The organism is Pseudomonas sp. RA_35y_Pfl2_P32, assembly GCF_963970735.1.
Classification (GTDB): domain Bacteria; phylum Pseudomonadota; class Gammaproteobacteria; order Pseudomonadales; family Pseudomonadaceae; genus Aquipseudomonas.
Genome location: NZ_CAXAQF010000005.1, coordinates 32,562 through 53,713 on the forward strand (window position 1 = coordinate 32,562; position 21,152 = coordinate 53,713).

Sequence of the window (21,152 nt, forward strand, 5' to 3'; positions counted from 1 at the left end):
GGGTTCGTGATTGCCGCTGAATAGCGGGTGATGGCCGTTGCCGCCTGGGGTCAACCGATCTTGGCCAGCTCTTCGGCGACGATGGCCACGGTCTGGGTGATTTGCTCTTCAGTGTGCTCACACGAGACAAAGAAACGCACCCGTGCGACGTGCTCAGGAACCGCCGGGTAAAGGATCGGCTGGGCGTTGATGCCGCGATCGAACAAGGCGCTGGACAGCCGTCCGGCCTTGAACGAACTGCCGGTGATCACCGGGATCACGGCCAGGCCGGTGCTGGTGGCGGTGTTCAGGCCAGCGGCCTTGGCCAGGCGCAGGAACAGCTCACCTCGCGCCTGCACCGTCTGCACCCGCTCACGGTCGTTGGCCAGGCAACGCAACGCTGCCAGGGCCGAAGCCGTCACCGAAGGCGGCATGCCGACACTGTAGAGGAAGCCTGGGGCGAGGAACTTCAGGTGCTCGACCAACGCCGTGTTGCCGGCAATGTAGCCCCCGCAACTGGCGAGGGTCTTGCTCAGCGTGCCCATCCAGATATCGACGTCATCCCCGGCCAGGTCGAAGTGTTCGCGAATACCTTTGCCGGTCGCCCCCATCACCCCCAGCGAATGCGCCTCATCGACCATCAGGAAGATTTTGTGCTTGCGCTTGAGTTCGACGAAGCGCGGCAGGTCCGGGTAGTCGCCGTCCATGCTGTAGATGCCTTCGACCACCACCAGCACCCGCTCGAAGTGCTGACGCTGCTCACCGAGAATCCGGTCCAGGGCCTGCCAGTCGTTGTGGGCGAAGCTCAAGCGTCGCGCGCCGGACAACTGAATGCCTTGCAGGACACTGTTGTGGATCAGCTCGTCGTGCAACACCAGGTCACGGGGGCCGAACAGATGGCCGATGGTGGTGACGTTGGTGGCATGGCCGCTGACGAACACGATCGCATCGTCGACCTCGTACAGATTGGCCAACTCACGCTCCAGCTCGCGGTGCAGCGGACGATCGCCGGACACCAGCCGGCTGGCCGACACCGAGGTGCCGTAACGGTCGATGGCGGCCTTGGCCGCCTCGGCCACTGCCGGGTGACCGGAGTAGCCGAGGTAGTTGTAGCTGGCGAAGTTGACGTATTCCCGGGCACCGATGCAGGTCTCGGCGCCCGCCAGGCCTTCGTGCAAACGAAAGAACGGACTGCTCAGGCCCAGGCGCGCCGCGCCCTGCTGCATCACGCGCAACTGCTGATAACCGGGGTGCTGGTCGAAGCGATAAAACGCTTCCGGCACCTTCAGCGCCGCCTGTTGCGCCTGCTCCAGGGTGGCACCGCCGGCCGCGTCGCCCGCTTCGCTGCGACGGCGCTCCAGCGCTTGCTGGATCAACCGTTGCTTGATCCCGACACTCAGGCCGGTGGGCGTTTTTGCAGTCATCGCACTATCACTCAATCAAACATCACTCAATCAGACGGTTAGGTGTCGCAGCGCTGTCGGCCAGTTCGGCGTTCAGCTCGGCCATTTGCTCACGGCTCAATTCACTGCCGTGGCGGGCCAAAACGTTTTCTGCCAGGGCGGCAGGTGCCGCAACTTCATTGGCCCCCGCTTCGCCACGCAGCAGGTCAAGGATGCGCACGCTGAGCTTATCGATGCTGGAACTTTCACTGAGTTCCATCACCGGCAGACGAATACCGAAGCGTTCTTCCAGCGCCACCACCAACTCGACACTCATCAGCGAGTCCAGACCCAGCTCCTGCAGCGGACGCTGGGTGTCCAGGCGTGCGGCCGGCAAGCGCAGGATCTCGCAGACTTCGTGCTTGAGCAGTTCGACGAAACGCTCCAGCAGTTGCTCGTCATCCAGCTCGGCAAGCATGCGCTGGATGTTTTCGGCGTCGTTATCGTCGTCCTGGTCGCCGCCGTGGGCGCGCACCAGTTCGACGAAGCGCGGGGTCGCAGCGCTCGGCAGGAAGCGCGATAACGCTTTCCACTCCAGCTCCAGCACGCCGATCCCGTCGTCACCCTTGAGCAGCATCTGCTCCAGGTGCGCCAGCGCCACTTCGGCGCGCAACGCGGCGCCACCCATGCGACTTTGCAGCGCATCCTTGATCTGCTCGTTGCGCGCCAGGAAGCCAACGTCGTCGATCGCCCCCCAGAGCACGGCGGTGGCAGCCAGGCCGTGACCACGACGATGCCGAGCCAACGCTTCGAGCCAATAGTTGGCGGCCACGTAGTTGGCCTGGCCCGGGTTGCCGAACAGGGTGGTCGCCGAGGAGAACATCACGAAGAAGTCCAACGGCAATTCGCGGGTCAGCTCATGCAGGTATTGCGCGCCCTTGGCCTTGGGCTCCAGCACACGCTGCAGTTGTTCGGCATCAAGGTTACGAATCAGACTGTCGTCGATCACCGTCGCCGCATGCACCAGGCCACGCAATGGGTACGGGCTGGCGGCAATCCGCTCGAACACGCCGCGCACCTGCATCACATCGGTGATGTCACAGGCCAGCGCTTGCACGTCGATGCCCTGGGTCTGCCAGGCCGCCAGGCACGGCTGCGCCTCGACACTGGCCGGGCCACGACGGCCGAGCAGCACCAGGTGCCGCGCGCCCTTGTCCACCAGCCACTGTGCCGTGCGCAGGCCGAAGCCGCCCAGGCCACCGGTCACCAGGTAGGTCGCCTCGGCGCTGAGTTGCAACGACTGCACCGGCTGTTCGCGAGTTTCCACCAGGCGTTCGATCGGGTTGCCATAGGTCACCACGATCTTGCCGATCTGCCGCGCCTGCTGCATGTAGCGGAAGGCCTCGGTCACGTGGTTGGCGTCGAACTCGCGGAACGGCAACGGGTGCAGGATGCCTTGCTCGAACAGTTCCATCATTTGCCCGAACAGACGTCGGGTCAGGTCTGGACGCTCACTCATCAACTGGTCGGCGTCGATACCGAAGTAGCTGATGTTGTTGCGGAACGGACGCAGGCCAATGCGGGTGTTCTGGTAGAAGTCGCGCTTGCCCAGCTCAAGGAAGCGGCCGAACGGCTTGAGCACCTGGAAGTTGCGGTTGATCGCTTCGCCAGCCAGAGAGTTGAGCACCACATCGACGCCACGCCCGTCGGTCATCGCCAGCACTTCGTCGGCATAGGCCAGGGAACGCGAATCAAAGACCTTGTCGACCCCCAGCAGACGCAGGAAGTCGCGCTTCTCGTCGCTGCCGGCGGTGGCATAAATTTGCGCACCGCACCACTTGGCGATCTGGATCGCGGCAATCCCGACGCCACCGGCGGCGCCGTGGATCAGCACCTTCTCGCCCGGCTCCAGGCGCGCCAGATGATGCAGCGCGTAGTACACGGTGAAGAAGGTACTTGGAATGGTCGCAGCGGCCTCGAAGGACATGCCTTCAGGGATGCGCGCCACGGCGTTGGCGTTGGTCACCAGGCGGTTGGCGAAACTGCGCGGACCGAAGCCCACCACACGGTCGCCCGGGACGAAATCGCCGAACACGGCAGACCCTTTGCCGTGGACCACACCGGAAAACTCAAAGCCCATGGTCGGCCCGGAGAAGCCGTTTTCGATGGCTTCGTCGGACAACAGGCCGAGGGCAAACATCACGTCACGGAAGTTCAGGCCGGTGGCGCGCACTTCAATGTCCAGTTCGTCCGCCGCCGGCGCGGTCAGCTCACGGGCTTCCCAGCGCAGGTTGCGCAGTTGCCCCGGCAGGTCGAAGCCCAGGCTGATGCGCGTGTTGCCGTCAGCACTGGCACCGTTTTGTTCGTGCAGGACGCGCAAGCGCGGCACATAACGCTGGCCGTCGGCGCTGATCGCCACTTCGGTCTCGGCGTCGGCATGCAACAGGGCCGGGATCAGGCTGGCGACAGGTGCAGCGTCGGCCAGGTCGAGCAGACGGATGCGGCAACTGGCGGACTCGTTCGCCAGGGTGCGGCCGAAGCCCCAGAACGCCGCATCGGCAATCGCATCGACATCGCTGCCGTGGTCGGCAGCGTACAGGTGACCGGCCGCGCCACGGGTCAGCAGCCAGCACTGCGGTGCGATACCCAGCGACTCGCAGGCCTGGACCAGCGCAGCAGCCAGCATGCAGCGCTCGCCCTGGCCATCCAGCCCTTGGCTGCTGTCAAAGCCGGCCAGGTGCAACACGTGCTCGGGCGCTTGGTCCAGCGCGGCGAGTTGCTGCGCCAAGGCCTGGGCATCGCCCGGCTGCAGCAGGCTGACCTGCTGGCCTTGCTCACGCAGGGCCTGGGCCAGTTGCTCGGCGGCCGCCCGCCCGGCGTCGGCCAGCAACGCCCAGCGCTGCACGGCGATCTCGACCGAAGTGGCCGCGACACTCGCGCCATGGCCAGCCAGCAGCAGGTAACTGCCGCAGGCATTGCCCGGCAGTGCTTCCAGGGTGTGGCTGACACTCAGGCCGTGACGCTGCAACTCATGCAGCCAAAACTGCGGACGCTGCTGACGCGACAACGCCTGCTCCGGCCCCGCCAGCCACCAGTCGGCCTGGGCGCCGAACACGAAGTCGGCCCAGCGCGTCGGGTGTTGCGCCAGCACGGCCAACTGCCCGTGCGGGTTGAGGTGGCTGGCTGCCTGGCGCAGCGCTTCGCCGATGCTGTCCAGGGCCGCCAGATCGGACGGCAACAGCACCCAGTCGTACCCTGCGGCGCTGCTCAGTTGCTCAAAATCGATGACCTGCAGTGCCGGGCAATCATCGCCCAGCATCTGCACCAGCTCCGGTTCCGCCACGCAGTAGCTGTAGTCGACGCGATCGAAATCGATCCCGGCGTACAGGGACTCGGCAAAGGATGAGCCACCAAAACCAAATTCCAGCACCCGCAGGCGTTGCCCGGCCGGCAACGCGGCGAGGCGCTGGGCCAGGGTTTCGCGCAGGCCGGCGAGCAGGCGCTGCTGACCCGCGGCCCCCAGCACCAGGCGCGACAGATTGGCACCGCTGGTTTCCCGTGGCAGCAACTGCTCCAGGGTTTGGCGAGCGTCGAGCAGGGACAGCAGGTGGCGACCGATGCGGCCCACCGAATGGATGATCTGGAAGTGCTCCGGATAGCTCTGGAACAACTCCTGCCAGATGGCCTCGGAAGCCGGACGCTCGCCCGCCTCGGCGACGCACCAGTGGCCGTCGGCATCGCAATTCAAGCTGCCGTCTTCCAGGCCCTGACGCAGCAAGGTCGACAGATAATCGCTCGGCACACCGTCCTGCTGGGACCACAGTGCGACCTGTTCGGCGCTCAAGCGGCCACCTGCCTGCTCGATCAGGTCCTGCACGAAACTCGCGCAGAGGGCATCGAGCAGCGGCTCGACTTCATTGAGGTAACGCTGCTGCACCGGCTCATCGGCCAGACCCTGAAAGTGTGCTACCAGCGGCGTGGCGCTGCTGGCTGCACGCCGCACGGGCACCACCTGACCTGGCGCGGCAAGGCCAACGTGGGCCAGGCGCTTGATGTCATGGGAGCGGTCGCGTTGCAGGCGCACGCCACGGAAACGTGCGTCCTTGATGAACAGCACCGCTGCGCCGCTGGCGTCGTACAGGGTGAAATCCACCAGCAACGAATGCTCGGTACGCTTGTGCTGACGCACTTGGGCCAGGCACGGCACACCGCCGGCCTTGGCAAATGCAATACGCCCCAGCTTGACCGGGATGAACGCCAGACCCTTGTTGCTGCCCGGCTGACCCACCAGCAATTCGGTGATCAGCTGGAACGCGCCGTCGAGCAACGCCGGGTGCAGGTGCAGGGTCGCCAGCTCCTGGCTGATGGCGTCGGGAACGCTCAATTGCGCAAGGATGTGTGCCGGTTCGACCCACACCGCCGCCACGGTTTGATAGGCCGGGCCATAGTTCAAACCCACCGCACGGGTGAGTGCCAGATGCTGTTCGCCGGTGAAATCCGCCGGGCGCTGTGGCAGGGCCGGCGCACGCGTGCCAAGCAGTACGCCACGGGCTTCGCCGGGCAGGCGCGCGACCACGTGCTGGACCCACTCTTCACGCTGGGCCAGGCTGCGCGAGGTGATCCGCAGGGTGCCGTCGGCGTCCTCGATGTTGACGCGGATCTTCTTGCTGCCTTCGTTGCCGAGCAACAGTGGGTTGTGAATCTCCAGCTCTTCGATGTCGACGAACTCGCCCGGCTGGTGCAGCAAGGCCACCGCCAGTGCCAGCTCGGTGAAACCGGCACCAGGGAACAACACCGCTTCACCGACCTTGTGGTCAGCCAGGGTGGGGAACAGTTGCGTGTCGAGACGGTTTTCCCAGGTCAGCGCCCGGTCGGCCAGCGGGTAGCCCAGCAAGGGGTGCACACGCTCGCGCTGCAGCACGCCGAACGACTCGGCACTGACCGGCAATTCAAAACGCTCGCGCTGCCAAGCGTAGTTGGGCAGGCGCAGGTTGCTGCCGGCCACCGGGAATTGTTGTTGCCAATCCGGCTCGGCACCGGCGATCAACAGCCGCGCCACGCAGCGCTCAAGCAGTGCCGGACTGTCGTCCTTGCGCAGCAAGGTGGCGAGCACCTGACCGGACAGCTCGCGCTGGGTCAGGGCATCGGTGACGTAGGAGCGCAGGATCGGATGCGGACCGACTTCGACGAACAGGTTGAAGCCCTGCCCTACCAGCCCGTCCATCGCACCCTGGAACAGTACCGGGAAGCGAATGTTCTGCCACCAGTAGCGGCTGTCCAGACGTTGACCGTCCAACTCGCCGCCGACCACCGTGGAGTAAAACGGGATCTTCGCACTGCGCGGACGGATGTGCGCCAGATCGGCAATCACTTGCTGCTCGATCGGGTTCATCGCCGGGGAGTGGAAGGCGTAGTCCAGGTCCAGCACACGGACAAATACCTGGCGCTCGGTCAGGGCCTGCTCAAGCTCGGCGAGCGCCTCGACAGGGCCGGCCACCGTAGCGCCCCGCGCACTGTTTTCGCCGGCCAGAACCACCCGACCGTCTAGACCCAGTTCCGCCAACAGGCTGGTCGTGGCCTCACCACAGAGGCCAACGGCCGCCATTTTCCCGGTGCCGCGGGTCAGCCCTTGCAAACGGCTGCGATGGAAGATGACCTGGGTCGCGTCTTCCAGGCTCAGCGCACCGCTGGCCCAGGCCGCGGCGACTTCGCCCACGCTGTGGCCGATCACCGCCGCCGGATGGAAACCCTGGGCTGCCAGTACGCGGGTTACCGCTACTTGCAGGGCGAACAAGGCCGGTTGTGCGATCTCGGTGCGGGCATAACGCCCCTCGCCATTTTCGCCCAGCAGTTCGGCGCGCAACGAATAGCCACCCAGCGGCTGGAACAGTGCATCGACTTCCGCCACCGCGGCCTCGAACACCGGATGGCCAAGCATCGCCCGACCCATGCCTTGCCATTGCGAACCATTGCCGGAGTACACGAACACCGGGCCCTGGACTTTATCCAGTGCCTGGCCCACCTCAAGCACCGAACTCAGCTCGCTGAGGCTCGGGTCCTGGGCATAGTCGGCCAGTGCCTGCGCGGCCTCGGCCGGGTCGGCGCTGATCAACAGCAAACGATGGGGATGGGCATCGCGACGGAACATGGCCTGGTAGGCCACATCGTAATAATTGCTCTGCGGGTGGGCGGCCAGGTACTCGGCAAAGCCCTCGGCCGTGGCGCGCAGGCCCTCGGCATCCTTGGCGCTGAGCAGCAGCGGCACACGCCGGGTGCTGCCCGCCGTGGTGGACGCCGGCAGCGGCTCGGCGCTTTGCAGGATCACGTGCGCGTTGGCACCACCAAAACCGAAGGAGTTGATACCGATGGTCAGTTGTCCTTCGGCTTTCAGCGCACGGCTCTCGGTGACCACCTGCAGGTTCAGGTCGGCAAACGGGATAGCCGGGTTGAGTTCTTCAATGCCGATAGTCGCCGGCACTTCCCGCTCGATCAGGCAGTTGAGAGCCTTCATCAAACCAGCAGCGCCGGAGGCTGCCTCAAGGTGACCGAGGTTGCTCTTGATCGAACCGATCGGCAACGGGTTGCCGGCCTTCCGGGCCTGGCCCAGGGCTTCACCGATAGCGCGGGTCTCAATCGGGTCGCCGACGGCCGTGCCCGTGCCGTGGGCTTCCAGGTAGTCGAGCTGCGACGGATCGATCCCGGCCTTGGCATAAGTGCGCTTGAGCAGCGCCGCTTGTGCATCGGCACTCGGCAAGGTCAGGCTCGATTTGCGACCATCGGTGTTGACCGCACTGGCGGCGACCACCGCAAGAATCGGGTTGCCATCGGCCAGCGCCTGATCGTAATCCTTGAGCAGGAACAGACCACCGCCCTCGGAGCGCGCATAACCGTCGCCGCGCTGATCGAACGCTTGGCAACGCCCGGTGCGCGAGAGCATCGAGGCCTTGGCGAAAATCATGAAACCGAAGGGGTGCATGTGCAGGCTGATACCGCCCGTCACGGCCTGGTCGATATCACCGCTGATAATCGCCTGGCAGGCCTGGTGGAAGGCCACCAGAGACGACGAACAAGCGGTATCGATGGCCATGCTCGGCCCGCGCAGGTCATAGAAGAAGGACAGACGGTTGGCGGCAATGCTCATGGTATTGCCGGTGGCGGTGGCCGCATCGATCGAGGCCAGGTCTTCCACCAGGCGATAGGCCTGCTCGACGCCAGCGATACCCAGGTACACCCCGCAGTTACTGCCACGCAGGCTCGACGGCTTGACGCCGGCGTTCTCGAAGGTTTCCCAGCACATCTCCAGCAGTATCCGCTGCTGGGGGTCCATCACCGCGGCTTCACGGGGCGAAATATTGAAGAAGCCCGCGTCGAACGCACTGATGTCGCCCAGGGTCCCGGCGGCAAAGGTGTAGCTGGTGGCAGGGTTGGCCTTGTCCGGATGCAGGAACTCGGCATGGTCCCAGCGCGAGGCATCAACCTGGGTCACCAGGTCCTGCCCCGTCATCAGGTTCTGCCAGAAACTGCTGGTTGTGGAACCGGGGAAACGAAAAGAACAACCAACAATTGCTACCTGTCTACGCTTTGTCAAAACCCATTCCTTTAAAACGCTACCGGACACCGCCCCATCCTGCGGACAGCCGCATGCCTGGCCGATATATTTTTTGGCAAGTCGCTAAACGTCACCTGAGGAGAATCTTTCCTATCTGGAGGTTGCCTTGCATAGCACACATAGGCGCAAGGCTGATGACCTAACGGTTACACGTAGGAAATCTTCAGACATATTTGTGGGAATAATACGCGGTCTCGACGGCCAGGGAAAACCCTAAGCGACAGTTGCCGGGTTAAATGTTCGAATTGGTTCACATCAGCAAAAGCCCGCAGCACACCGGACTACATACTGTCGATAGGCCACCCCCTGCCGCCCCCCTAGCTTTTGCTACGCCGGCCCGCACCCCAAAAACCACCAGATTTGACTACCATTCAAAAGACACCAAGGGAGGCAATCAACATGACAACAGCAGATGAACTGGCCGTAAAACTGAAGCAGCGCCTGGAACGTACCAATGAGACAGAAATCAGCACCGATACCGCGATCGATCATTGGCCGACCCAGGTCAACGAACTGTACCTGCAGATCGAATCCTGGCTGACCCCCTTGAGCGAAGCCGGTCTCGGCATCCGCCGCAACTCCACCCACGTGTACGAGCGCCACCCAAGCGGCACCACGTACAACTACGCCGTCGATCAACTACTGCTCGAAGCCCTTGATCGAACCATTACCTTCGACCCGATCGCCCGCTTCAGCCCCAATGCCGAGGGGCTGATCGAGATTCACCTAACCAGTAAAAATTACCGCATCCTGCGTAGCACGGACGAACACGGCGAGTCGCAATGGCACCTGCAGAAGATTCCACCGCTGGGGCAGGCTGCCATGGCTGCGGTGGCGTGGAATGAGGAGAATTTGATGTGGATTGTTGAAGAGGGGTTGGGGCTTTAAGGAGATTGGATCTTCCACTAATGCATTTGCCTCAGTCAACACCAACTTCCTTCTGCAATGGTGAATTTACCTAAAAAACAGCGATCCTATACCCGATCACTGCATAGCGCACTTACGGACACTTGAGGCAAACGCATGAAAATTCCAACACCTAACAAACTAGAACTATCAAGGGTAGTCATTACAGCGATAGGCATCGCATGGTGCTTTCCGTCAAACGCACAAGAAAACCGAACATGCCAACTTCCAAATTCGGGAAACCTGAACGGAAACTTAACGCTTGACCAAAGCTGCACATACAATCAGACCATCACCATCAACAACTCAAACACCAACATAGATTGCAAAGGCGCAACTCTGGATGGTCAGCTCACCAGAAAAATAGGAATACTAATAACCAGCCAAGGCAACCCACTAAGCAATGTCACCGTAAAAAACTGCATCGTAAAAAACTTTAAATCACAAGGCATATTAATTACCTCAGGAATTCCAGACTACAAACGCACCGAAAATCAAATAAGAAACTATCAGATTAGCCCAACCCAGATAACCCTCGACAATGTAAATATAGAGGACACTGGTGGTGTTGGAGTCTTCTTTCACAGCTACGTAACAAACTCGACCTTAAAAAACTCCACTATACTGAGATCCAAGGGAGTTGGAATTTACTTAGAGCAAAGCTCTCGGAACAACAACATACTTAACAACCTCATCAAAGACAATGGCGAGTCGAACGCCCCAAACAGTGGCCAGCGAGAGGGCCTGGCCATTGACTCTTCTGCCGGAAATCTGATCAAGGACAACAAATTCATCAGTAACTTGGCCGGTGGCATATATCTCTATAAAAATTGCGGCGAAAAATACAGCACAGGGAGATCCGTCATCAGATGGCAGCCCAGCAATGACAATATAATAAAAAACAATACTTTCACCAACGAAAAAGTCGGAATATGGATAGCATCACGCCAGAGCGTAAACTTACAAAAAAGTTACTGCGGGGACAAACCACTTGACCCAGCGGGAAGATATTTCCAAGATTACGCAGACCACAATACTATTGAAAACAATGTATTCTGTAAAAATAAAGCTTACATAAGAGTCGAGGGCAACAACAATACAATTACCAACAACCGAGCAGACACCACCAGCAACTGGATCACCGAGCCAACAACGATGAAAGCACGACTTACCGGTGCCGCAACCACGGGCAACCGGATAGTCAACAATAACTATGAAGAATGCAGTAATTAGATTGTATCTCTACCACTCTCCAACAGAATAACCAGGCTAAAGACTCAATTTTACTCTGAAGCCGCCATATTACCCATCCGCTGACGCATGCCGGCGCTGGCCGCCGGCCCCGCCTGCACCGTGCATTGCGCCAATGGCACCAAATGCCCGTCAGCAATATCCGCCGTCATCAACTGCACCGGTCTGCCAGTCTCACGCTCGACAATCTGCACGCTCTCTCCTTCCGGCGCATAGTGCCTATTCCCCCACGCCACAAAAGCCATGAGCACCACACGAAAGTCCTCCCCTCGAGCGGTTGGCACGTATTCATAACGCAAAGGCCGCTCACTATAGGCACGGCGCTCCAGCAACCCGTCCTCAACCAAAGAATTCAAGCGACGGGTGAGCATGTTCGGCGCAATGTCCAAGCTGCGGGAAAACTCGTCGAATCGGCGCAACCCATGCAAGGCGTCACGCATGATCAGGATGCTCCACCACTCGCCCACCCTTTCCAGACTGCGGGCGATCGGGCATTCGGCGTGGACCAGGGTTTTACGTTGCATGACGGCTCCTAGGGTGATGCGTCCGGGCATTTGTCGCATCAGCATGTTACTTTCATGATGATAGTAACGTCCACATATCACTATCCTCGACAAAGCTGAAGGAGCTGGATCGTCATGAGCAAACGTATTGTTGTCACAGGCATGGGGGCATTGACCCCACTGGGCTGCGGAGTCGAACCGGTTTGGCAGCGCCTGCTGGCGGGGCAATCCGGGATTCGTCGACTTCCCGAATCGCTGATTGGCGACCTGCCGATCAGCATCGGCGGCCAGGTTCCCGATCGCATTCAAGACCCTGAGGCCGGCTTCGACCCCGACCAACTGCTGGCGGCGAAAGAACAGCGCAAAATGGATCGCTTTATTCTGTTTGCCCTGGCAGCCGCCCATGAAGCCCTGGCACAAGCTGGTTGGGCGCCCCAGACCGCCGAGCAACAGGAGCGCACTGCCACCATCATCGCTTCGGGCGTGGGTGGCTTTCCGGCGATTGCCGACGCCGTACGCACCACGGACAGCAAGGGACCGCGTCGCCTGTCGCCGTTCACCATCCCGTCTTTCCTCAGCAACATGGCCGCCGGCCACGTTTCAATCCAGCACGGCCTCAAGGGGCCGCTTGGGGCTCCGGTGACGGCCTGTGCCGCTGGCGTGCAGGCCATAGGCGACGCCGCGCGAATGATCCGCGCCGGGGAAGTGGACATTGCCGTTTGTGGTGGGGCCGAAGCGGCCATTCACCGGGTCAGCCTGGCCGGCTTCGCAGCGGCACGAGCGCTATCAAGCGATCACAACGAAACACCCGATCAGGCCTCTCGCCCCTTTGATGCAGCGCGCGACGGATTTGTCATGGGTGAAGGTGCCGGCCTGCTGGTGATCGAAGAACTGGAACACGCCCTGGCCCGTGGCGCCAAGCCGATTGCCGAACTGGTGGGCTATGGCACCAGTGCCGATGCCTACCACATGACTGCCGGCCCGGAAGACGGTGACGGTGCCCGCCGAGCCATGCAACAAGCACTGCGCCAGGCCGGCATACAAGCGTCCCAGGTTCAGCACCTAAACGCCCACGCCACCTCGACACCGGTCGGCGACAAAGGCGAACTGGCGGCAATCAAGGCGGTGTTCGGCACCCACAGCGGCCTGGCGATCAGTGCCACCAAATCCGCCACTGGCCACCTGCTGGGAGCTGCAGGTGGCATCGAAGCGATCTTCGCCATCCTGGCGCTGCGCGACCAAGTGGCCCCGGCAACCCTCAATCTACAAGCGCCGGATAACTCAGCCGAGGGCCTGGACCTGGTTCGCGGCGAAGCCCGGCAGATGCCGATGGAATATGCACTGTCTAATGGGTTCGGGTTTGGCGGGGTGAATGCCAGCGTACTGTTTCGGCGCTGGGTTTAAGAACACAAACAAGATCAACCGAGGGCGACCCTAGCGGTCGCCCTCGGCGTTTTCCGCCAACAACTTTTCGCCTGATTTGCCTTCTCGAATAGGCTGGCCATCAATCCAGCCGCCCCCCCCCGCTACCCAACGCTTGCATTCAGAACCTGAAAAACCAGCCACAACCAGCGTCCTAGAGCCATCAGAAAAAATAATGAGTGATTTTTCGAGCGCTAGTGGTTAGTGTGCCCGCGAAAAGAAGGCAATATGCCATCATATCCTTCTGCACATAGCATGTTGGGAACCCCCACCCCGGCCGCTATCAGCAGACCTGCCGCCTTGCTTAACGCAGCCGGCATGTCGACACAGCAGCAACCAGTAGCAGCATCAAATTATTGACTGAACACTTAGGTGCAAAATGGCAGTAGCAGTATTTGAAGGTTTAATCGAAGAAACCGGTAACGGCGTGATCAGAAACGGCACCGTCACCGATTACGAGTACATCAAGATCGGCGGCAACCGTATCAGGCACATCCGCTGCCAGAACTATCTGGACAGCATGATCAAACCAGGCAACACCGTACGCCTTTCCTGCGTTAAATCCCTTGGCAAGCACACTGTTTATGCCGTCCAGGAAAGCAATGGCGAAGTGTCCAAGAACCCTCTGTGGTACGCCATGGTCAACTCCGGCGTAGTGGTGGTGTTCTGTGTGCTGGTGCTGTTTTTCCCAGCCATCGCCCTGTATGTATCGGGCTACCCGATCTCGGGGCTTTTCACGTTCTTCGGGGTGACAGGCCTGCTCACATGGTTCGGTTCCAAGGACCACTACCAGGCCCGCAACGCACTGGATAATCTGCCGGCACCCGCAGTAGCCAGTTAAATGGTGTCAGGCGCCACGAGCCTCGCCCGGGCGCCTCGACGCAACCCCATCACCCGCCATTCCTGATAAACTCCTCCCCCGCCTCATCCTCCTGATTCAGATACCCATGCCTCATTCAACTGCATCAACTATCTCCCCAGCTTTCTCTCGTCGGTTCTCCGTTGCGCCCATGATGGATTGGACCGACCGCCACTGCCGCTTCTTCCTCCGCCTGCTCTCCAAACACGCCCTTCTCTACACCGAAATGGTCACCACCGGTGCCCTGCTCAACGGTGATCACGAGCGCTTCCTGCGGCACAACGAGGCTGAGCATCCGCTGGCGTTGCAGTTGGGTGGCAGTGTTCCGCTGGATTTGGCGGCCTGTGCGCGGATGGCGCAGGAGCATGGGTACGATGAGGTGAACCTCAATGTCGGCTGCCCGAGTGATCGGGTGCAGAACAATATGATTGGGGCGTGCCTGATGGGGCATCCGCAGTTGGTGGCCGATTGTGTGAAGGCGATGCGCGATGCAGTGTCGATTCCGGTGACGATCAAGCATCGGATCGGGATCAATGGGCGCGACAGTTACGCGCAGTTGTGTGATTTCGTCGGCACGGTGCGCGATGCCGGCTGCACCAGTTTTACCGTGCATGCGCGGATTGCGATTCTTGAAGGGTTGTCGCCCAAGGAGAACCGTGACATTCCCCCGCTGCGTTATGACGTGGCGGCACAGTTGAAGGCGGATTTCCCGGAGCTGGAGATCATTCTCAACGGCGGGATCAAGACGCTGGAGGCCTGCCATGAGCATCTGGCGACCTTTGACGGGGTGATGCTGGGGCGTGAGGCGTATCACAATCCTTATGTGCTGGCCGAAGTGGATCAGCAGCTGTTTGGCAGCACGGCACCGGTGATTAGCCGGGCCGAGGCGCTGGCGCAGATGCGCCCGTACATTGCCGCGCACCTGGAGGCTGGCGGCGCGATGCACCACATCACCCGGCATGTCCTGGGGCTTGGCACGGGCTTTCCGGGGGCGCGCAAGTTTCGCCAGCTGTTATCCGTGGACATCCACAAGGCCAAGGACCCACTGGCCCTGCTCGATCAGGCGGCAGCCCTGCTGGAAGGCCGCTAGTCGTCGACGCGGTTGAACCTGTGGGCGGTTTTGCCATCGTAGTTAGCGGATAGCGCCGGGCCTTTCAAACATCTGTTTTGCAGATGTTGCCGCCCAGGCCGTTGTAACGCATCTGCGCCCTTGAGTGGCTGTCAGCGCTCGGGTAATGTCAACAGACCCACAGGATAGAGCACACCCATGACTTCCAAGCTGGAACAACTTAAACGATTCACCACCGTCGTGGCCGATACCGGCGATTTTGAAGCGATTGCCCGCGTCAAACCCGTGGACGCCACCACCAACCCCTCCCTGCTGCTCAAGGCAGCAGCGATTCCTGCCTACGCCGAACTGCTCAACGCCAGCGTCACCGACTGCAAGGGTGACGTGGGTCTGGCCAGTGACCGTTTTGGGGTCGCCGTGGGCCGGGAGATTCTGAAAGTGATTCCCGGGCGTATTTCCACTGAAGTGGATGCGCGCCTGTCGTTCGATACCGCGGCCATGCTCAAGCGTGCGCACCGCCTGATCGAACTCTACGACAAGGCCGGCATCGGCCGTGACCGCGTGCTGATCAAGATCGCCTCCACCTGGGAAGGCATCCGCGCCGCAGAACAGCTGGAGCGCGAAGGCATCCAGACCAACCTGACCCTGCTGTTCTCCTTCGCCCAGGCAGTAGCCTGCGCCGAAGCCGGGGTGTTCCTGATTTCGCCGTTCGTAGGGCGCATCTACGACTGGTACAAGAAGGCCAACGGTACCGACTACAGCGGCGCCGATGATCCGGGCGTGCAGTCGGTGACGCGCATCTACAACTACTACAAAGCGAATGACTACAAGACCGTGGTCATGGGCGCGAGCTTCCGCAACCTCAATCAGATCGAGCAACTGGCGGGCTGCGATCGCCTGACCATCAGCCCCGACCTGATCGAGAAGCTGGCGGCCGACACCGGCAAGCTGGAGCGCCAACTGGCACCAGGCCATGCCGGAGAAGCGCGCCAGAGCCTGAACGAGGCGCAGTTCCGCTGGGCGTCGAACGAAGATGCGATGGCCACCGAGAAGCTGGCCGAAGGCATTCGTCAGTTTGCCCGCGACCAGGAGAAGCTGGAGGCGTTGCTGCAGGCCAAGCTGTAAGGTCAATCAGCGCAATGCAAAAAGGGCGAACCCGGTTGGGTTCGCCCTTTTTTGTGTGCCGTTGGGAGTGGAGATGCCCGTGGAATTGGGTTCCCGGACAGGCTCGCCCCTACAAGATCAGTGCCGCTCCAGCGCGTTTACCAGGTCATGGAACGCTTCCCGGTTGGAGTCGTTGAGACCCATGAGGATCTTGTGCGCTTCCAGCACCTTGATCCGCACCACTTCTTCGGACAGGTCCTGGTCAGGCAGGTCAGTCAGGCGCTCCGGGCACGGTACTGGGCGATCAACGATGTTGAACACCTGCTCGAAACCCATGGACTCCAGCAGACGGGTGATGTCTTCGTGGGTGGTGACGACGGTCGGCAGCAGGCCGACCTTTTGCCGCGACATGATCGACAGCTTGGCCAGCAGGCCCAGGGTGGTGCTGTCGATGCTACGGGTTTCGGTCAGATCGATCACGATCGCGTTGAAATTCAACGCGGTGAAGATCCGCTCGATAGTCGCATCCAACGCCGAACACAGGGTCAGGCGAACTTCACCGACGAACTTCAGGACAAAGGTGCCATCCTGCTCGGCGAACTGGATTCTACCGGTACTCATTGAAGATTCCTGCTCAACACTAACAGGGCGATATCATCCGGCATCTCCCCTAGCGTGGCCAATCCAAAAACCTGCTGCAGACCGTCCAGGCTGCCGCCCGCCGATCTTACCCGTTGTGGTAAGGCGGCCTCTTTTTCTTTGAGTGTGGGTTCTGGCAAAAGGTCCAGAATGCCATCGGACATCAGCGTCAGGCTGAACACCGACGGCAGCTTGATGACGTGGTCTTCGTAGGTGGCTTCATTAAACAAGCCCACCGGCAGACCGCGACCCTCGAGGTAACCCACACTGTCTGGCGTGTACAACACTGGCAACGGCAGGTGTCCGCCGATGCTATAGGTCAACAAACCCGTCTCCTCGTCGATGACTCCACCGACCATCGTGACATGTTTGCCCAGCTTACAGCTGATCAGGCCCCGGTTGATATGGCCGAGGACCTCTGAAGGGGTGAACTCCGGCAAGGTACCGTTGCGCTTGGATTCGAACAGCAGGCGCGTGGTCATGAACTTCAGCAGCACGGTGACGAAAGCCGAAGACGCGCCATGCCCGGAAACATCCGCCAGGTAGAACGCGACCCGGCGCTCGTCGACCCGAAAGTAGTCGACAAAATCACCCGACAGGTACAACGACGGGATGATCTGGTGGGCGAACTTGAACTCGTCGATGGTCCAGGGGCTCACCGGCAACATGTTCATCTGCACTTGGCGACCGGCGTTCTGGTCTTCCTGCAGCAGGTTCAGGCTGGCTTCGAGCTCACGGTTGGCGGTTTCAAGTTTGGTTCGGTACCGCTGATTTTCCAGGAGCAGACGCGCGCGATCCAGGGCCCGGCGCACGGAGTGCTCGAGCACGGCCAGGTCTTCCAGCGGCTTGATCAGGTAGTCTGCCGCGCCCAGGCGCAGGGCTTCGACCGCGTCATTCATCACGCCGGCACCGGACACCACGATCACCGGTGTTTGCGGCGACAGGTCGGTTACCTGGCGAATGAGTTCGAGCCCGCCCATCTGCGGCATGCGCAGATCGCAGATCACGAGATCGGGGTGGCTTTGCTCGAATACCGCTAGCCCTTGCAGTCCATTGCTGGCCTGCAGGACGCTGAACCCACTGTCTTCCAAATAGGCCGCGAGACTCGCGCGCACTACTTCGTCGTCATCGATTATCAGCAGCGTGGCACTGGTTTTTTGCATGTGGGCAAACGGCGCCAGAATTAGGTTGGCGTAGCTGGCGGGGTGATTGGCCCGGCGCACACTACTGGATTCGCTTTCTAGCCTCTCTGCTGCACTGCTTTCGAGCATTCGCCCGACACACATGTTCATCAGAGGTGCCCTTCTAAGGCGCAGACGGTACTCCCATCCGCGAGGCGTTTCAAGCTCACGCCGATGGTCATCAGGCGTCTTTGCCGTACAAATCACCGGGAGTTATAAGAACCGCAGAATTCGCAACGAAATGGAAGGTTGCAACGCCCGCCCTAAAACCAGGAAGGCGGCCCAAAGGCCGCCTTCCTGTTATCGAAGCGCCGACTCAGAAATCGTCTTCGACCTGGCCATCCTTGACCTTGAATTCGCGGTTCTGCAGGTAGGCGTTGCGAATAAAGACGTACTTGTCACCATTGATCAGCTTCTCGGCCGACAACAGGCTGGCACGGGTATCGATCACGCCCATGCCGAGCGCCATGTTGCGCGCAGGAATGTCGTGCATGTAGCGGTAGGGTTCGGCATAGCTGTCAACATACTTGGACGGCGCGTCACGCAGGGTGCTCGGGCCGAGGAACGGCAGCATCACGTAAGGGCCGCTGGGCATACCCCAGTAGCCGAGCGTCTGGCCGAAGTCTTCGTCGTTGCGGTTCAGGCCCATCTTGGTGCCCACATCGAAGAACCCGGCCAGGCCCAGGGTGGTGTTCATCAACAAGCGTGCAGTGTCGACGCCCGCCGCATGGGGCTTGACCTGCAGGATGTCGTTGGCCAGGTTGCCGACGTCACCGATGTTGCGGAACATGTTGTGAATGCCGTCTTCGAGAAACTGCGGCGTGACGAACTGGTAGCCCTGAGCCAGAGGCTTGAGGGCGTAGGTGTCCAGCACATCGTTAAAGGCGTAGATCGGGCGGTTGATGCTTTCCCAAGGATCTTCTTCGGTGGCCGCCTGGGCAGCGAACGGAACCAACAAAACGCCGGCAAATAGACTTAGTCGAGCCAGGCAATTGCTCCAGCGCATAGCAGAAACTCCTTGGATTGTACTGGCGCGGATCGCAAAACCCACGCGGTAAGCTCGCTAGTATAAGACGGATGCCGGCTTTCAGGGAAACGCCCTACGCCGACTTGCACGCTCACCCGCGCGGTCAAGAAAGTGTCACTCAACTGTCACGAGGCAGGCCTACCCTCTCTGGTTATTTCAGGGATGTCAAAATGCACCAAGTCCAGGTACACCCCCAAGCCCTCCCCCAACCCACCGCCGTACTCTTTGGCCTGAGCGGCTGCCTGGTGGATTTTGGCGCCCAGACCCGACTCTACGGCAGCGACTGCGGCCGCCATGGCCAATTGACCCCTGGCGCCGAGCAAGCCTTGTTGTCGCTGCGGCTGCAGGGCATTCCCTGCGCCTGGCTGGATGAGCTGACCCAGCACCAGAGCCAGTCGTTGGCGGCCGACCTACCCGACTGGATCACTGCCAGCCCACGCTCCCTGAACGTCAGCCCATGGCCAGCCCCCGATGCTTGCTGGCAATCCTTGATGGCGCTGAACATTCATCGCCTGGACGGTTGCGTGCTGGTCAGCGGTGAACCGCGCCTGCTGCAATCAGGCCTCAATGCCGGGTTGTGGACCATTGGCCTGGCATCCTGCGGCTCACTGTGCGGCCTGGCGCCCAACGAATGGCAGGCCCTGAGCCGGCAAGAGCGTGAGCTCAAGCGCGGCAAGGCCACCTTGCAACTCTTCGGACTGGGCGTGCATTCGGTAATCGATCACCTCAGTGATCTCGATGCCTGCCTGTCGGATATCGGCCTGCGCCGACGCAAAGGCGAGAAGCCCTGAGCGATCATTCTTGATCAAGATCATGCACTTCGCTCGCCAGTGGATTAATCTACAGGTCAGACGTAGACCTTTGGAACACTGCTGCGGTCTATGCCAGTGCCTATCGATAAAAGGAAAGTAGCCATGCCTGCCCGCGAACTGCAAGACCAGCTCAATACCCTGCGCGAGCAACTGGAGCAGAACCCACCGCTCTCGCCCGAAGAACGTGACCACCTGCTGGACCTGATGAAGCAGATCGAAGCCCAACTGCAGCTGGAACCCGCCACCAACGACAGCAGCCTGGCCGATGGCGTCAACCTGGCCGTGGAGCGCTTCGAGCTCGATCACCCGGCACTGGCCGCCACCTTGCGCAACATTGTGCAGACCCTGGGCAACATCGGGATCTGATCCACACGAATACAAAAAAGCCCCGCTGACAATAGCGGGGCTTTTTCGTTTCTTGAGTGGTACACAACCCCTGTAGCAGCAGCCGAGCCCACGAGGCTGCGTTCGGCTGCGAAGCAGACGCCAAGGCCCCACGACACCGTGGCGAGGACTGCGTCCTCTAACGCAGCCTCGCGCGCTCGACAGCTGCTACGGGAGGTGCCCTACCAGTGCTTACTGGCGAACCAGGCGGTGGTTGGGCAGTTGCACCTCTTCGGTACTGCGGTACGGGTTGATGTCCAGTCCGCCACGGCGCACATAACGCGCATAGACGGTCAATTTCTCCGGCTTCAGCAAGCGCTGCAGGTCGAGGAAGATCCGCTCCACGCATTGCTCGTGGAAGTCCGAGTGCTGGCGAAAGCTCACCAGGTACGCCAACAGACTGGCGTGATCCAGCGCCGCGCCACGGTATTCCACCGCCACGCTGCCCCAGTCGGGCTGACTGGTGACCGGGCAGTTGGATTTGAGCAGATGGCTGTGCACACTCTCCTCGACGATGCGCGTCTCATCACAACGCAGCAGTTCCGGGCGGGGATGCTCGTAGTTACTGACGCTGATATCGAGGTCGTCGATGCACACCCCCGGCAGGGCCACCACACCTTCGGCCTGCACTTCGCCCAAGCTACGGATGCGCACGCCCACCGGCTTGCCCGCTGCCGCCGAGAGGTCCTTGGCCAGGGTGGCTTGCAGGGCCTGGGTGTCGGCGAACGGCGTCTGGTTCAACGAGTTCAGGTACAGCTTGAACGACTTGGACTCAATGATGTTCGGTGAGTCGGCCGGGATGCTGAACTCACCGATGGCCACCACCGGCTTGCCCGACGGCAGCAGCCAGGACAGTTCGAAGCAGTTCCAGAAATCCACGCCCTTGTACGGCAGGGTGTCGGCCGTCAACCCCAGCTCGGCCCATTTGGCGGTGCGCGGGATGGGGAACAACAGGGACGGTGTGTACGTGGCGATGTATTCGCTGGATTTGCCCAGCGGCGAGTGTTCGGCTGCGGGATGCATGG

15 protein-coding genes are annotated in these 21,152 nt (G+C 61.0%); 8 read left to right on the forward strand and 7 right to left on the reverse strand.

The window, feature by feature from the left end:
• Positions 1 to 50 precede the first annotated feature (50 nt).
• The gene (locus tag AACY45_RS06360; RefSeq protein WP_339544669.1) at positions 51 to 1,403 is read right to left on the reverse strand and encodes an aminotransferase class I/II-fold pyridoxal phosphate-dependent enzyme; all 1,353 of its coding nucleotides are present in this window, start codon (positions 1,401 to 1,403) and stop codon (positions 51 to 53) included.
• 22 nt (positions 1,404 to 1,425) lie between these two features.
• Positions 1,426 to 8,949, reverse strand: a complete 7,524-nt coding sequence (locus tag AACY45_RS06365) for a type I polyketide synthase (protein ID WP_339544670.1) — start codon at positions 8,947 to 8,949, stop codon at positions 1,426 to 1,428.
• A gap of 420 nt (positions 8,950 to 9,369) precedes the next feature.
• On the opposite strand from AACY45_RS06365, the gene AACY45_RS06370 reads away from it, so the two are divergent.
• Both AACY45_RS06370 and AACY45_RS06375 read left to right on the forward strand, forming a co-directional pair.
• Positions 9,370 to 9,858: a hypothetical protein gene (locus AACY45_RS06370; protein ID WP_339544671.1), complete on the forward strand. Its 489-nt coding sequence runs from the start codon at positions 9,370 to 9,372 to the stop codon at positions 9,856 to 9,858.
• A 135-nt stretch (positions 9,859 to 9,993) separates the two neighbouring features.
• Positions 9,994 to 11,109 carry a right-handed parallel beta-helix repeat-containing protein gene (locus AACY45_RS06375; RefSeq protein WP_339544672.1) on the forward strand — a complete coding sequence of 372 codons (1,116 nt, stop codon included), beginning with the start codon at positions 9,994 to 9,996 and terminating at the stop codon, positions 11,107 to 11,109.
• Between the two features lie 50 nt (positions 11,110 to 11,159).
• Here AACY45_RS06375 and AACY45_RS06380 read toward each other — a convergent pair whose 3' ends face one another.
• The gene (locus AACY45_RS06380) at positions 11,160 to 11,651 is read right to left on the reverse strand and encodes a winged helix-turn-helix transcriptional regulator (protein ID WP_339544673.1); all 492 of its coding nucleotides are present in this window, start codon (positions 11,649 to 11,651) and stop codon (positions 11,160 to 11,162) included.
• A 114-nt stretch (positions 11,652 to 11,765) separates the two neighbouring features.
• Between AACY45_RS06380 and fabF the strand changes: the two genes are divergently transcribed.
• The 4 genes from fabF to tal all read left to right on the forward strand — a co-directional run bounded on the left by fabF (position 11,766) and on the right by tal (position 16,105).
• Positions 11,766 to 13,034, forward strand: a complete 1,269-nt coding sequence (fabF, locus tag AACY45_RS06385; RefSeq protein WP_339544674.1) for a beta-ketoacyl-ACP synthase II — start codon at positions 11,766 to 11,768, stop codon at positions 13,032 to 13,034.
• 397 nt (positions 13,035 to 13,431) lie between these two features.
• Positions 13,432 to 13,893, forward strand: a complete 462-nt coding sequence (locus AACY45_RS06390) for a hypothetical protein (protein ID WP_339544675.1) — start codon at positions 13,432 to 13,434, stop codon at positions 13,891 to 13,893.
• Between the two features lie 106 nt (positions 13,894 to 13,999).
• On the forward strand, positions 14,000 to 15,001 hold the full coding sequence (gene dusA / locus AACY45_RS06395; protein ID WP_339544676.1) for a tRNA dihydrouridine(20/20a) synthase DusA: 1,002 nt from the start codon (positions 14,000 to 14,002) through the stop codon (positions 14,999 to 15,001).
• Positions 15,002 to 15,178: 177 nt separating this feature from the next.
• Positions 15,179 to 16,105 carry a transaldolase gene (gene tal / locus AACY45_RS06400; RefSeq protein WP_339544677.1) on the forward strand — a complete coding sequence of 309 codons (927 nt, stop codon included), beginning with the start codon at positions 15,179 to 15,181 and terminating at the stop codon, positions 16,103 to 16,105.
• Between the two features lie 117 nt (positions 16,106 to 16,222).
• Here tal and rssC read toward each other — a convergent pair whose 3' ends face one another.
• The 3 genes from rssC to AACY45_RS06415 all read right to left on the reverse strand — a co-directional run bounded on the left by rssC (position 16,223) and on the right by AACY45_RS06415 (position 18,910).
• Entirely contained in the window at positions 16,223 to 16,705 is a 483-nt protein-coding gene (gene rssC / locus AACY45_RS06405) for an anti-sigma factor antagonist RssC (protein WP_339544678.1), read from the reverse strand.
• Positions 16,702 to 17,886 carry a two-component system response regulator RssB gene (gene rssB / locus AACY45_RS06410; protein WP_339544811.1) on the reverse strand — a complete coding sequence of 395 codons (1,185 nt, stop codon included), beginning with the start codon at positions 17,884 to 17,886 and terminating at the stop codon, positions 16,702 to 16,704. The genes rssC and rssB overlap by 4 nt, the downstream gene beginning before the upstream one ends.
• A 334-nt stretch (positions 17,887 to 18,220) precedes the next feature.
• Positions 18,221 to 18,910 carry an MlaA family lipoprotein gene (locus tag AACY45_RS06415; RefSeq protein WP_339544679.1) on the reverse strand — a complete coding sequence of 230 codons (690 nt, stop codon included), beginning with the start codon at positions 18,908 to 18,910 and terminating at the stop codon, positions 18,221 to 18,223.
• 191 nt (positions 18,911 to 19,101) lie between these two features.
• On the opposite strand from AACY45_RS06415, the gene AACY45_RS06420 reads away from it, so the two are divergent.
• Together AACY45_RS06420 and AACY45_RS06425 are read left to right on the forward strand one after the other, a co-directional pair.
• Entirely contained in the window at positions 19,102 to 19,722 is a 621-nt protein-coding gene (locus AACY45_RS06420; RefSeq protein ID WP_339544680.1) for an HAD family phosphatase, read from the forward strand.
• 123 nt (positions 19,723 to 19,845) lie between these two features.
• Entirely contained in the window at positions 19,846 to 20,109 is a 264-nt protein-coding gene (locus tag AACY45_RS06425; RefSeq protein ID WP_339544681.1) for a DUF4404 family protein, read from the forward strand.
• 210 nt (positions 20,110 to 20,319) lie between these two features.
• Here AACY45_RS06425 and queF read toward each other — a convergent pair whose 3' ends face one another.
• Positions 20,320 to 21,150 carry an NADPH-dependent 7-cyano-7-deazaguanine reductase QueF gene (queF, locus tag AACY45_RS06430; protein ID WP_339544682.1) on the reverse strand — a complete coding sequence of 277 codons (831 nt, stop codon included), beginning with the start codon at positions 21,148 to 21,150 and terminating at the stop codon, positions 20,320 to 20,322.
• Positions 21,151 to 21,152: the final 2 nt, after the last annotated feature.